The 14,494-nt window shown below is 39.5% G+C and carries 12 protein-coding genes; 2 read left to right on the top strand and 10 right to left on the bottom strand.

Features of this window, described 5'->3' with window-relative positions; all coding sequences use genetic code 11:
- Positions 1–15: 15 nt before the first annotated feature.
- Both K358_RS0104980 and K358_RS0104975 read right to left on the bottom strand, forming a co-directional pair.
- Positions 16–930: a carbohydrate ABC transporter permease gene (locus K358_RS0104980; protein ID WP_027695783.1), complete on the bottom strand. Its 915-nt coding sequence runs from the start codon at positions 928–930 to the stop codon at positions 16–18.
- Positions 931–932: 2 nt separating this feature from the next.
- A complete protein-coding gene (locus K358_RS0104975; RefSeq protein WP_226980893.1) occupies positions 933–1,622 on the bottom strand; it encodes a carbohydrate ABC transporter permease in 690 nt (229 codons plus the stop codon).
- Positions 1,623–2,292: 670 nt separating this feature from the next.
- Here K358_RS0104975 and K358_RS0104970 point away from each other — a divergent pair.
- Positions 2,293–3,018: an oligogalacturonate-specific porin KdgM family protein gene (locus tag K358_RS0104970; RefSeq protein ID WP_027695781.1), complete on the top strand. Its 726-nt coding sequence runs from the start codon at positions 2,293–2,295 to the stop codon at positions 3,016–3,018.
- Between the two features lie 81 nt (positions 3,019–3,099).
- Positions 3,100–5,691, top strand: a complete 2,592-nt coding sequence (locus K358_RS18095; protein ID WP_038149709.1) for a pectinesterase family protein — start codon at positions 3,100–3,102, stop codon at positions 5,689–5,691.
- 71 nt (positions 5,692–5,762) lie between these two features.
- Here the strand turns inward: K358_RS18095 and K358_RS0104960 are convergent, their stop codons facing one another.
- The 8 genes from K358_RS0104960 to kdgR form a co-directional block, all read right to left on the bottom strand.
- Positions 5,763–6,527 carry an IclR family transcriptional regulator gene (locus K358_RS0104960; protein WP_027695780.1) on the bottom strand — a complete coding sequence of 255 codons (765 nt, stop codon included), beginning with the start codon at positions 6,525–6,527 and terminating at the stop codon, positions 5,763–5,765.
- 142 nt (positions 6,528–6,669) lie between these two features.
- Positions 6,670–7,977, bottom strand: a complete 1,308-nt coding sequence (locus K358_RS0104955) for a TRAP transporter large permease (protein WP_027695779.1) — start codon at positions 7,975–7,977, stop codon at positions 6,670–6,672.
- 19 nt (positions 7,978–7,996) lie between these two features.
- On the bottom strand, positions 7,997–8,518 hold the full coding sequence (locus K358_RS0104950) for a TRAP transporter small permease (protein ID WP_051241192.1): 522 nt from the start codon (positions 8,516–8,518) through the stop codon (positions 7,997–7,999).
- A gap of 52 nt (positions 8,519–8,570) precedes the next feature.
- Positions 8,571–9,560, bottom strand: a complete 990-nt coding sequence (locus K358_RS0104945) for a TRAP transporter substrate-binding protein (RefSeq protein WP_027695777.1) — start codon at positions 9,558–9,560, stop codon at positions 8,571–8,573.
- 38 nt (positions 9,561–9,598) lie between these two features.
- The gene (gene kduI, locus K358_RS0104940; protein WP_027695776.1) at positions 9,599–10,438 is read right to left on the bottom strand and encodes a 5-dehydro-4-deoxy-D-glucuronate isomerase; all 840 of its coding nucleotides are present in this window, start codon (positions 10,436–10,438) and stop codon (positions 9,599–9,601) included.
- Between the two features lie 348 nt (positions 10,439–10,786).
- Positions 10,787–11,518 carry an exonuclease domain-containing protein gene (locus K358_RS0104935; RefSeq protein ID WP_027695775.1) on the bottom strand — a complete coding sequence of 244 codons (732 nt, stop codon included), beginning with the start codon at positions 11,516–11,518 and terminating at the stop codon, positions 10,787–10,789.
- Between the two features lie 3 nt (positions 11,519–11,521).
- Positions 11,522–13,384 (bottom strand): DUF294 nucleotidyltransferase-like domain-containing protein, encoded by a 1,863-nt coding sequence (locus K358_RS0104930; RefSeq protein ID WP_027695774.1) that lies wholly within the window; start codon positions 13,382–13,384, stop codon positions 11,522–11,524.
- 134 nt (positions 13,385–13,518) lie between these two features.
- A complete protein-coding gene (gene kdgR, locus K358_RS0104925) occupies positions 13,519–14,313 on the bottom strand; it encodes a DNA-binding transcriptional regulator KdgR (RefSeq protein WP_027695773.1) in 795 nt (264 codons plus the stop codon).
- Between the last annotated feature and the right edge of the window lie 181 nt (positions 14,314–14,494).

Here is a 14,494-nt window from a genome sequence, read left to right as displayed (position 1 = left end):
AATTTATTACTCCACTTAACCTTTAATGCCGCTGTTTGAGACGCCTTCAACAAAGTATTTTTGAGACATGAAGAACACCACGATGGATGGAATGATTGCGATAGAAGCCATTGCTAAAATCTCATTCCAACGAGCCCCTTCTGTCACATCAATCGACATTTTTAGAGCAAGTGCAATTGGATACTTATCAACACTGGATACATAAATCAGTGGACCTAAGAAGTCATTCACCGACCACATAAACTGGAATAGTGCGACCGAAATAATTGCCGGACGAATAACCGGAACCACCACATGCCAAAGAACCTGGAATGAATTACAACCATCAATCATGGCGGCTTCTTCCATATCCGTTGGAATACCACGTAAGAATTGCACCAACATAAAAACAAAGAAGCCTTGTGTTGCAAACGCCAGTGGTAAGTACAGCGGTAAATAACTGTCTAACATCCCCATTTCACGGAACATTAAATATTGTGGAATAAGTAAAACGGTTTGAGGTAAAAGAATGGTTGCGATTAAAGTAGCAAACCAAAACTTTTTCCATGGAATGTCAAAACGTGCAAACCCATAAGCCACAATGGTAGAAGACACAACGGTAAAAAATACTTTTGGAAGAACATATAAAAAGGTATTAATAATATAATGACCGAAAGTAAATTCTGTTCCTGTTTTCCAACCATTAATAAAACCGTCTAAGCTCCATTCTTTTGGAATAAGGCTCATTGAGGTGAATATTTCGTGATTAGGTTTTAGCGCTGCGGTAAACATCCATAAAAGTGGGTACAACATCATTAACCCAACTAGAATTAATACAACATACCGAATTAACGCATTGATTTTTTCACGACGAATCGTTCTGTTATTTTCTGCGTTAGCATCTAATTCTGATACACTCATATTCTTTTCATTCGTTACTATTGTATTCATAATTATTTCCCACCTTTATCGCCAGAGTAGAAAACCCAATATTTAGATGAACGGAAAGTTATTGCCGTAAATATTGCTACTACAACAAATAGTGACCATGCCAATGCACTGCCATATCCCATATCAAAGAATTTGAATGCCGTTTCATAAATATAAAGCGAGATTAAATAGGTCGATTTCATTGGGCCGCCACCAGTCACAACATAAGGTGCTGTAAATTCTTGGAAGGCTTGGGTTGTTTGCATAATAAAGTTAAAGAAAATAACAGGAGTAATCAGTGGTACCGTCACTTTCATGAACATTTGCCACTTACTTGCACCGTCAATCATCGCTGCTTCATACTGTGATTGTGGAACGTTTTGTAATGCGGCTAAGAAGATAACCATGGCAGAGCCAAACTGCCATGCACGCAGTAAGGTAATTGAAAATAGAGCAAAAGAAGGTTCACCTAACCAGTTAATAGGATCTAAACCAATCACTCCTAACATGCCATTTAACACACCATCAATGGCAAACAAGGCACGCCATAAAACTGCAATAGCGATACTACTACCTAGAATAGATGGGATGTAATAAGCGGTCCTAAAAAAGCCAATACCTCGAAGTTTAAAATTCAAGATAAAGGCAATAAATAACGCAAACGCGAGCTTGACTGGAATGGTCAAGAAAACGTACATAAACGTAACGCTCATTGACTTCCAAAACGTGTCATCTTCAAAAAGCATGTACTGATAATTCTCAAGACCCACGTAGTTTGGTTGGGTCATCAAGTCATAGTCAGTAAAACTCATCAAAAATGACGATACAAAAGGAAAAGCCGTAAATAATATCAACCCTATTATATAAGGGGATAAATAGGCTAATCCTAATCTCCTGTTTTCATACATTTCCTTGTCCTCAGTTTATTATAGTTAAGCTACTAAGTTAGATTTCATCCTTATCAATGCGCCTTAATAGCCAAATTAAAATAGACGAGAAAAAATATAAGCTCCATAGATAAAAAACATAACTGTGATCATTTCGATCATTTACGGAACGATGTTTCACTTATTTGGTGATCTAGTTAAAAAAACCGTAAGGCACTGATTATGTTTTGATAAAAATGAAACAAGACAAAATTGATCTAGCACAATAAACATCAAAAATAAGACTAAAGTCTAATTGATAAACCCACATTTCACTTTTGTTAATATCATATACTTCCCGCCAAAAACAAAATAATTGATCCATTTCAAAATAATCAACCCATATTTTTAAAACATTGTTTTATAGATCACAAAAAATAATAACCAACGATCTAGGTTATGAATTTTGTGTTTATTATTTGACCTGAAATAAAAACAAATAAAGGACTAGAATAATATGAAAAAGGTATTAACCCTCTCTTTGCTTGCTATCGCGGTGACTTCAACGGCAGCTTCAGCAACTTCAATTAATATCCGTCACGAATGGAAACCGGAATATGGCGATAAAAACGATCAGGCACATGCCGACCGTATTGCAGTCAGCCACCGATTTAAAAGCGGCATTGGATTTGAAGTCGAAGCAAAATATAAAACTAATAATACGGATGCTTGGGGCGATCAAAGTGGTAATGGTAACCAAGCTAATATTAGCTACCGTTGGAAAATTAATGACACCTTTAGCCTAACCCCACAATTTAAGCTTGAAGCCAATTCAGACAAAGTTGGCTACCAAGGAAACTTAACCTTAGGCTATAAAGCAACTGACACCATTTCAACGTCTATTCGTTATCGTTACCACTATGAAAACTATAAGAGCTCTCTTGATAAAGCCAATAGCCACTATAACCGAATCACCCTTGCGGCTGGTTATAGCGGTATTGAAGATTGGAAATTTGGTTTAAGTACTGACTATACCATCAAGCAAGAAGGCGAAGAAGTTTGGAATGGAGAGAAGCAAGGCATTTCAGAAATCAACTCTAAAATCTCATATACCGGATTTGGCGGTGGTTGGGCACCGTTCTTTGAATTCGGAGTACAACCAGCGGATAAAAACATGGCAGGTGATGACGATAAAGATGATTGGCGTCCACGCTACCGTGTAGGTATTGTTTATAGCTACTAATAAGCTCGTTAATTTTTCGTTTTAACATTTTGTAAGGCTTATTAGCTTCGTGTTAATAAGCCTTTTAATTTAGGTATGAACATGAATAAATTAATTTCTACACCACTTGGCATTCTTTTCACTCTCACCCTTTCAGCTCCTACCCATGCTTCATTATATAACGCAGTTGTTGCTCAAGATGGATCTGGCGATTACAAGACCATTCAAGAGTCTCTCAAAAATGCGCCACAAAATGACAGCCTCTATACCATATACATTAAAAACGGCACTTATAATGAAAAGTTAGAAATCGAACGACCTAACTTATACCTTATTGGTGAAAGTCAAGCCGGTACCGTCATCACCGCAACGACTGCAAGCGGTACAGTCAAAGATGATGGTTCCACATGGGGGACAACCGGTAGCCGTACCGTTAACATTAATGCGGACAACTTTTCTGCGAGAAATTTGACGATCGCCAATGGTTTCAATTTCCCTGCCAACCAAGAAAAATCCGATGATGACCCAACCAAAATAAAGTCCACTCAGGCCGTTGCACTGCTCATCTCAAAATCAGGCAACCATGCACAATTTAAAAATGTCAGCTTAGAAGGTTATCAAGATACGTTATATATCAAATCGCCAATGAACTACTTTGATCAATCAAAAATAAGTGGTCACGTCGATTTCATTTTTGGTTATGGCGGCGCATTAATTGAAAACAGTCAGATCATTTCTCGTGATCGTAATGATGTATCTGAAGGGAATACTTATGGTTACATCACGGCACCAGCCACCAATATTGAACAACCATACGGCTTCGTATTCAAAAATTGTCAGCTGAATAAAGAATCCCCAGATATTCCTGAAAATTCTTTCGCTTTAGGAAGACCTTGGCACCCAACAACCACCTTTGAAGATGGTCGCTATGCCGATCCTAATGCCATTGGACATACGGCTTTTATTAACTGTCATATCGATAACCATATCTATGGTTGGGATAAGATGAGTGGTAAAGATATCAATCAAAATACCATTTGGTTCTATCCTGAAGATTCACGCTTTTGGGAATATCACAATAAAGGACAAGGCGCGCTCAATGACAACAATGCTTACCGTCCTCAATTAAGTGATCAGCAAACGAAACAATATTCGAATAGCAATATTTTAGATGGTTGGACACCTGATATTTCATTACCTGAAAACAGTAAACTACAAGGTGAAGTACTGAATACTGCCATGCAATTTCCAGCTACCGTTGAAGTGATTGACAGTGTTGGACAAAAAGTTATCTCTCTAACGGATAAAAAGGGACGTTATATCGCAGACATCAGCAAAATGACGTTACCGCTTGTGGCATCGGTAAATGATCACAGCGGTGTCTCTTGTTTGAAAAGTGATGAACGTCGTTCCTTGTGCATGAGCGCTATCATTACCGATGTAAAACCAGGGGAAATCTCCGTAGGAAACATCAACCCATTTACTGATGTTATGGTATCGGGTCTCGCTAACGCTGTGGGTATTGATGGCCCACAACAATTGGTAGCAAAGGGATATGTTCCTGCGCTTCCTTTAGCCGAATTTGAAAAAGCAAGAAGTCACTTTCAGCAAGCTTTTTCCGATCAATTCCAACGTGGCAATCTTGATGAGTTGGATAATTTGAGCCCTGAAAGCTACCCTGCGAAATTCAGTAAAACCATGAAAAACCTTACTGATAAAGTACTGCATAATCGAGGTTATACCACCAGCACCGGTTTGGCATCTTCCACTACCCTGACTGATCTAGCCTTTCATCCAATTCTTAATGTTGAAAGCAATCCGAAGTACCAATTTGAAACGGATCAATTAAAGCAAGTAGCACACCAAGTTAAAGCTGCAAGTACTCGAGTATTTCTTGTTGGTGATTCTACCGTGTCAAATTATGAGCAAGATGTTTACCCTAGAATGGGTTGGGGACAAGCATTCGATCTACAATATTCAAGCCGTCATTTAGCCATAGTCAACGCCGCACGCTCAGGCCGAAGTTCACGTGATTTTATCAATGGTCGCTGGCTGAGTAGCATTGAACCTTATGTCAAACCCGGCGACTACCTTTTCATCGAGTTTAGCCATAATGATGAAAAGTGTAATGGTGCCAATGGTGAGCGAGGCCCTATTGATGTCGCTAATTTATGTACCTACCCAAACTCTGCTGATGGCAAGCCTCAGTACCCAGAGATGAAGCCGCATTACTCTTTCCAGCACTCGCTAGAACGTTACTTAGCATTTGCTAAAAAGCATAAAATGCAGCCTGTCTTGTTGACCGGTACCGCACGAGCCAAAACAGTTGATGGCGAATATGGCGCACCAATTAATCCATTGCAACATATTACTAAACAGAACTCTGGCAATGGCTATGCTTTCTTTGGTAGTTACACACAAACTGTCATCGATACGGCCCAAAAACACAATGTACCTTTGATAGACATGCAAGCGGAATCAATACGATTAGGCGATACAGCAGGCAGTGCTTGGAGTGATATTTGGCTGGTCGTTGATCCAGAACAGTATCCATATTATGAAGGCCGAACCGGCAGTATTGATAAGCCCGATACAACCCACTTCCAAGAATATGGTGCAAACGCATTAACTCAAGTCGTTGTTGAGCATATTAAAACGGAGCCCAAATTAAGAAAATTGGCCAGAGAGCTTTAACGTTAAAGACTCTGAATATCTAAAAACAAAACCCGCTAATTTAAAATTAGCGGTTTTTTTATCCAACACATTTATCTTTGGTGGAGTTTCCCTGCCACTTTCAATAACTCATCGCGAGTCTTTTCAATGTCGGCAATATCATGGCTCACTGTTTTTGAGTTTAACGTCATATAAGGCACCGTAATAACCGCAACAATTTCATCTAGTACGCCAAAGATTGGTACTGAAATATTAGTGACACCGGATATTTGAGGACTCTCTCCAACGTAATAACCCTGCTGCTCTATCATCGCTATTTTGTTAGCAATAACATCCAAATTTTCCGATGTGAAGCCATCTTGCTGAGCTAAAATTTCAGACCTTTTATCTGGCTCCATAAAGCTCAGCAATACCAAACCAGAGCCTGAAGCACCGATATCTAATTCGGCACCAATCCGTAGACTAAAGCCCATTTTATAAGGACTCTCTTGGCCCGCAATGACAACCAAATTACCATTACTGTATCGACTAATATGGCATGACTGATTGACCGAATAACTTAGAGTTTCCATCAGAGGTCGTGCTTTTTTCAGTAATAGCGCGATTGGCGGAGCTTGGTTAGATAAAGCGAACATCTTTAATGTTAATACATAAGTCGCGGTATCAGCATCAAACTCAATATATTGCTTTTCTACCAACACACTCAGCATGCGAAAAATTTCATTCACACTGCGATTCAGTTGCGTAGAAATCTGCTTTTTGGTTAACGGCTCAGCTTGGCATGCAAGTAGTTCAAGTATTTCTAAGCCTTTTTCTAATGCTGGCGCTCTATATTCTGTTTTTTGTATCTGTTCCAAATTCTTATCACCTACTCACTCGTGCATATTCAATCTGATTATACTCATTTCACTTACTAAGAAACCAATTTTAAAGGGCACAAAAATAAAGCTCCACATGGCATGGAGCTTTATCGATTTTAAACCTAAGGCCTGTAGACAATTAACCTATCAGCCCCATCATTTCAGGAATCGCCATTGATATAGCTGGAACATAAGTTACTAACATCAAGACAAGGAATATCGCCAAGAAGAATGGCAATAATGTACGAACCACACTGTCAATACTGATCCCACTCACCTTACAGCCAGTAAAGAGAATCGGCCCTACTGGTGGAGTAATCGTCCCGAGTGATAAGTTAAACACTAGTAAGATACCAAACTGAACCGGATCCATTCCTAATGCCATACAGATTGGCAAGAAGATTGGAGTAAAGATAAGAACTGCTGGGGTCGGGTCCATAAAGGTTCCGACAAACAAAAGGATCACATTGATAATCAATAAAATGATAATTGGATTGTCGGTTACCGATAGCAGGTTATCCGCAATCATGGCTGGAATTTGAGTAAATGCCATTACCCAAGACATGATTGACGACGTTGCTAGCATGAAGATAACAATTGCCGACATTTTCGCCGTACTTAAAAATATCTCAGGCAGTTTTTTAATATCAAGTGAGCGATAGCCCAAACTTAAAATCAGTGAATAAACGACCGCAATGGCAGAAGCTTCTGTTGCAGTAAAAATCCCGCCCAGTATCCCGCCAATCACTACCACAATAAGCGATAAGCTTGGGATCGCATCAATCGTCACTTTACAACAGTCAGCTAATGTCATGCTATGTTTGGCAATATAACCACGGCGTTTGGCCATAAAGCCCGCCATGATCATAACACTTAGGCCCCACAACAGACCCGGCAAGTAGCCCCCCATGAACAATGCAGAAATAGATACACTACCGGCTACCGTTGCATAAACAATCAGTGTATTACTTGGTGGGATCAACATGCCTGTTGGCGCGGAGGCAATATTCACTGCGGTACTAAATGCAGGGTCATAACCCTCTTTTTTCTGAATTGGTGACATGATGCCACCGACTGCTGCCGCAGAAGCGACACCAGAACCACTGATTGAACCAAATAACATGTTTGATACAACGTTGGTTTGGGCTAAAGAGCCAGGGAAAAAGCCACTGATAATCTTAGAGAAATTAATTAACCTTATCGCGATCCCCCCATTATTCATTATGTTGCCAGCCAGTATGAAAAATGGAATTGCGAGTAAAGCAAATGAGTCTAACCCAACAAACATTCGCTGAGCAGAAGTCAGCATTGCACCTTTCATTGGTAGAATAACCAACATCGCCGCAAAAGATGAAATACCTACCGCGATACTAATAGGCGTACCTATTACAAGAAAAAAGACCACACCACCGAACATGATCAGTGCGGCAAGAAGTGCCATATCCATTGCTATTTCCTTCTATTTATTATTTTTGTTTTAATGCTTTAAGGCGAGAAATAAAACCGATCTCATGGCACAAGAAATAAAATAAAATGATTGCACCACTGATTGGGATAACCGAGTAAATCGTCCCCATTGGGATTTGCAATGCCGAATCTTGCTGCCACATTTGTCTTACTGCCGTGTTGTAGCCACCAAAAACCATAATAGAAAAGCCAAAGACTACGATGACAAGCTCAATAAACATATCGAGATAGATTTTGGTTTTTTCCGAAAATTTATCTTTAACAAAAGTAATGCTCATGTGTTCACGCAAACCAAAAACATAAGCGCTACCTAAAAAGATCAACCAAATAAATAAGTACCTAGACAACACCTCACTCACACCACTAGGACTATCAAATAAATACCGTGAAATAACTTGGTATGTCACCAATGCCGTCATAGCGCCAACAATCGCGATGCATGTCCAAGAAATCAGTTTATCAACGAGGAATTTAACCTTATTCATCGCCAATAATAATTTAGATTCATTACCACTTAACATGTCTCTTTACCTTAAAAAAGGCTGGATAAATTCTATCCAGCCATATTGGTTTTTATTTCAGCTCTGTAATTTGCTTAAAGAGTTCTTTTTGCGCTGGCGTTTCAATTAAGCTGTCCTGCAGGCTCTTACAGCTTTCTTGGAATGGTTTAATATCCACATCATTAAATTTCGCGCCTTTAGCTTGAGCAATCGCTTTCGCTTCTGAAATTTGCTTATTCCAAAGTTCAAACTCAATTTGGGTACTTTCTTTGACTAGGTTAACCAAAATATCGCGATCTGCTTTTGGCATCGAAGCAAGGAAATCCGTACTGATCACCACCAAATCTGGCACCATTAAGTGACGAGTTGAAGAGAAGTAAGGCGCGACTTCATATTGCTTCAAGTCTGCATAAGTAATTTCATTATTTTCTGCACCATCAAGAACCCCTTGTTGAATGGCGCTGTACACTTCACCTTGCCCCATTGCTACACCAGTGCCGCCCATGCAAGACAACATTTTGATCATAGTGTCAGACTGCATAACACGGATTTTTTCACCTTTCATGTCTTCGATGGTATTAATCGGACCTTTCTTGGTGTACATGCTACGAGCGCCTGCGGTATAAGCGGTTAATACTTCAAAACCAAACTTATTCGTTGAAGCAAAAAGCTCATCAAGCATGCCAGAGGTAAAAACTTTCTCTTGGTGATCAGGGCCGGTATAAATATATGGCATACCGATCACACGGAACGTTTTATCGTAGTTTTCAACCAATGGGTTTGCTACAACCGCCATTTGAACGGAGCCCATTTGTACTAGCTCTAGCGCTGCACGTTGGTCACCTAGTAGTTCGTTCGGAAAAATCGAAAGTTTGTAGCGACCCTCGGTTTTTCTTTCTAATTTTTCAGCTACACCTTGCAGTGCAACATATTGGGGATGTTGGTTTGACTGGTTAAATGCTGCTTTAATTTCTGTCGCCGCATTAACGAGTGAAGACATTCCCAGCGCGCTACCAATAACCGCTGCCAATGTTGCTTTTTTCAATGAGGTACGAGTAAACATGTCATTCTCTCCGTATAATTTTTATTATTTACTATTCATTATTTAATTGAATTCATATCGACAAAATCCATATCATCAAAGGTTTGGTTTTCTCCAACCATTCCCCAGACGAAGCTGTAATTTTGTGTTCCGCAACCAGAGTGAATCGACCAGCTTGGTGACAGCACTAGCTGCTTATCACGAACAATAATGTGGCGCGTTTCTTGTGGTTCACCCATAAAATGGAAGACCACTTGTGAAGGCTTCACATTGAAGTAAAGATACGCTTCCATTCGGCGCTCATGGGTGTGCGCTGGCATGGTATTCCAAACACTGCCCGGCTTAAGATGCGTTACACCCATGCATAATTGACACGTAGGTAATACGTCTGGGTGAAGGTATTGGGTAATAATGCGGTCGTTGGCATTGTCTTGTGAACCTAGCTCAACTCGTTTGGCATCTTCACGACGAATAATGCGAGATGGATAAGTATGATGCGCAGGTGCACTTAGGCAGTAGAATGACGTAGGTTCAGCTGAGTCACATGATTCAAATTCAATATTTTCTTCGCCTTTACCTAGGTATAAAACATCAAGGTATTCCAACGTGTAGGTTTCACCTTTACAGCGAACCGCACCTTTTGGCCCTAAGTTTAAGACCCCTAGTTCACGACGCTCTAAAAAGAAATCGGTGCCGAAGGCTTTCTTGTCCATTACATCATCAAGCTTTAACACTTGCTCAGTTGGACAAACCCCCATCGCAACGATTCGATCAATGTGGCTATACACAACCTTAACTTGGTTATCTTGAAATAAATCTTCCGTAAGAAACTCTTCTCTTAGTCGAGAAGTGTCATAACTTTTGGCATCCGTTGGGTTACTGTTGTAATTAATAAACATCGATTTCTCCTTAGTGATGACTAGAGATTAACGATCATTCATATATGATCAATAGCATTTATATATGAGAAATTACATTTGTGAACTAGAGCTACAATTTTATTGAAACAACGTTTCTTTAGTTGATATAGATCATATTCAGGATTTTCCGAAAACATTGACTTAGGTGAGAATGACAAATAGTTTTTGAAATAGTGGGAAGGTGTTTAGGTATAAAAAAGAAGTTAAGAACTAAAGTGCGCTGAACGTCAGCAGAGGAATAGGTACTTTATGCAAACCACTCTGAGCCGACGTGGTTTGCATAGTAATATTTTTGTATAAAAAGAGTGCTAGGTGTAAGTAGCTAAGTTAGTTAGAACAAGTCGCACGGTTACACATATCACCTAAGGTGGCCGTTTTTGCATTCTGACCAAAGATTTTACTCTTTTGCGCTAAGTATAACTCTGCAGTAGAAATCGCATCGACTAAGGCATTATGTGCATTGTATTTAGGTAAGCCATAGCGATTACGTACATCATTAAGTTGAAGCTCTAATGCGGTCGTTTTCTGATGAAACGTTAAGTGCTTTTCTACTTTCAATGTATCGAGCCAAATAACGGGAAAGGTTTCTAAGCCATATTTTTTTTGTAAGTAACTTTGGATAAACCCTCTTTCAATGACCGCACCATGCGCCATCACAACTTTACCGACCATTTTACTAAATAAGCGATTCATAGCTTCATCAAGCCTATCCCCTTCGATAAGCATTTGTGGCGTGATGTGATTGATGATGGCACTTTCTGCTTTTATCGCCTGATTATCATCCACATAACAATGTGCCGCGGTCCCCATATCAATTTGGTTTTGCTTCATTTGAATATTACCAATACTCAATAAGCTATCTTGCTGAAAGTTAAGCCCAGTAGTTTCAAAATCCAATACCAGGAACTCCACCTCTTTCAACAGCGTCTCGGGTGGCAATAATGGTGTCGTTAATAATTGCTTTAATTCGGGAGAAGCTGTCTCTGGAACCTGAATGTTTTGTCTTTGCTTTTCAATCTTAGTTAGAGGGTGAAAATGCGTTTTTATCGCTTTTAACATGACCTATCCTTTGGTAAAGCGAAGTTTTGCGCCATCTTGTAGCTCATTGATGATCTTGAAGGCATCTTTTAAATGCTTACGTTCAAAACTACTGAATGTTTGTGGATCAATATGGTTATCCGGCTTGTTACCCAATTTCAACGATTCATTTTGGTGAGTAAAACGAACTTGAGTGATAAAGCGATAAGCACCAATGATATTTTTATAGCTTTGCTCGGTCATCACGCCTTGTTGATATGCCCACTCAAAGCGCTCTTCCGTTCCAGTGAGCGTCCCCTTCGCCGAGAGACTATAAATACGTGCTAAATCAATAATCAGGTTTAAAGCGTATTTTTTAATATTTAGTGTACGGCTGTTATCTCCGGTTTTTTCGAGTACTAGATTATTGAAAATGCCAAGTGGTGGTTGGGTATCAATCGCATCACGTACCAATGACGGAATAAAACGGTGACTTTGTTCAATACAATCATGTAAATGCTGTTGTAATTCAGTGGCCAATTCAGCATTACCATACAAAGATCGCACTTCTAAAAACACGCTGATATTTAGCAGCTTGTTATATTCTGGTGTACCTACCCATTTACGATAATATTCTTTCCAGCGAGATAAAGGTTGGCACCATTTCGGCGTTGCAGCCATATACTTACCATCGCACAACGGATAACCACAGGCATCCAACCCATTACAGACGATCATGGCTAGATGGGTAAAATATGCCATATCAGCTGAGGTTGCGGAGTCATCCAGAATAAGAGCGCTATCTTGATCGGATAACAAATGCACTTCATTACGTGCATGTGAGCCAGCAACAATCCACGCATAATCGCACGGTGCAGGGCCTAATGTTTCCTCTGCTAGTTGAATAATACGTCGATTAAAGGCATCCATTATCATCGACATTACCGAAGAAACGATATGTGAACCTACCTGGCTTTCCACTAAAGAAGAGAAAATGGTTTGACGCTCTTCTTTTAGTGCTTTAAGTGATTCGATGGAATTGGAGTATTTAATTTTTTCAATGAGGAATAACGCTTGGGTTCTGTGGTTATGAACAAGATGAGTCGTGGTGATCAAGCCAATCACTTTTTGACCTTGAACCACCGGCAAGCAACGAATATTAAATTGCATCATTAATGAGATGGCTTCTAAAACCGTCGCATCGGAATGGATCAACTGCGGATTCGTCGTCATCACCATCGAAATAGGTTGCTCGGTGTCGATACCTTGTGACACGACTCTCGTGGTCATGTCTCTATCAGTAATCACACCAACAATATCATTGCCATCTTTCACCACAGCACAAGATGAACGCATTTCGCCACACATATAAGCAGCGACTTGTTTAATGCTGGTGTTTTTATCTACTATTGCGATGTTTTCACTCGCGATTTCGGAAACCTTACGGTAATAAGGCCCTTTATTATCAGGAGTAACCCGATAAAGCGCTGAGTTCAACCTTGCCCGAGCTCGAGTGTCAAAATATTCAGAAAACTGAGGGTTCTCTTTAAGAAGATTTTGTAAGGTCGAATGAGGGATAAGGTAGAGTAAACTATCTGTCAACGCGACGGCTGTGTAACCATCTTCACTGTCGGCCAGAGGTTCTAAGAAAGTAAACCCGAACTGATCATCTTCCCCTAGCCTTGCTCGTAACGAGCCATCTTTCATCCGCTGCTCAACGGCACCGGTACGAATAATGTAAAGAAAGCGCTCTTCACAATTCGAGCTAAAATGAATTTCTTCACCTTTTGATAAATAGGTGATCTTAACTTTACTAACGACTTCCTTAACCACTGATTCTGGTAACTTATCGAAAGGATCAATACGTACCACAAAATCATAAATGTTAGGTAATAAAGCATTACTCATCGAATGAACCCTCAAAAAACTTTTAAACACAATATCAAAACGTTATTTCAAATATAATAAAAAGAATGAAAACTTTGCTTTCGGGCACAAAAAAAGCAGCACAACGCTGCTTTTTTATCTCTTCTTTATTCTTATTACGATGCTTTAGACACTGGATATTCGTGATATCCCAAATGCTCTGAGATATTTTTGCAAGCCGTTTGGAGTAAATCGACATAATAAGACATTCTGTTTTCATCAAAACGAATCGTCGGGAAAGAAATCGATAACCCTGCGATCACATGACCAAAACGGTCATACACTGGTGCGCCAATACAACGCAAACCAGGCTCTTGTTCTTCATTATCTTCCGCATACCCTTGTTGTTTTACTATTTTTAATTCAGCCAATAGTTGATCAACATTTTCATGGGTTTTTTCGGTGTGCTTAATAAATTCAACATCTTTCAATGTTTCACGCACAAACTCCTCAGTGCGATCAGCCAACAGAACCTTACCAATTGCCGTACTATAAAGAGGATTACGACGACCAATACGAGATTGCATACGCAGATTATAGTTAGAGTCTATTTTATGCGTATAAATAATATGGTCCATGTCTAGGGCACCTAAGTGCAACGCTTCGTTTGTTTGATCAGAAATGTATCTCATCTCTTTGTCAGCAAGTGAAATAATATCCACATACTCTAAAGACTTAGCGCCTACTTCAAAAAGCTTCAAGGTTAATGAATACTTATCTGCTTCACCTTCTTGATCCACAAAACCCAACATTTTCATTGTCTGTAAAAAACGATATGTCGTACTTTTTGACATCATTAGACGCTGGGATAACTCAGTGATGCCGATATCTTTTTGCTCACCCAAGGCTTGCAAAATACCAAATACTTTCATCACTGATGAAACGGCATCGGGTTGCTTTCCTTTATCCATAGCTGTTTATACCTTCAAATTCATAAAATAAGATTTCAATTAACAGCCTCATTCTATACGTATGCCATTTTTTTTAAAACGACCAGTTCAAAAAAATGAAATAGAACTCAAGTATTTTGAATAAATTAGATTTCCGTCACTTTTAATGAAACGGCTTTTTAAAAATTATTGAAAACACGTT

Origin of the sequence: Vibrio litoralis DSM 17657, assembly GCF_000426765.1 — a bacterium.
GTDB lineage: Bacteria > Pseudomonadota > Gammaproteobacteria > Enterobacterales > Vibrionaceae > Vibrio > Vibrio litoralis.
The sequence above is the reverse complement of the archived record's forward strand: the minus strand, read 5'-3'. Positions and strand labels throughout refer to the sequence as shown.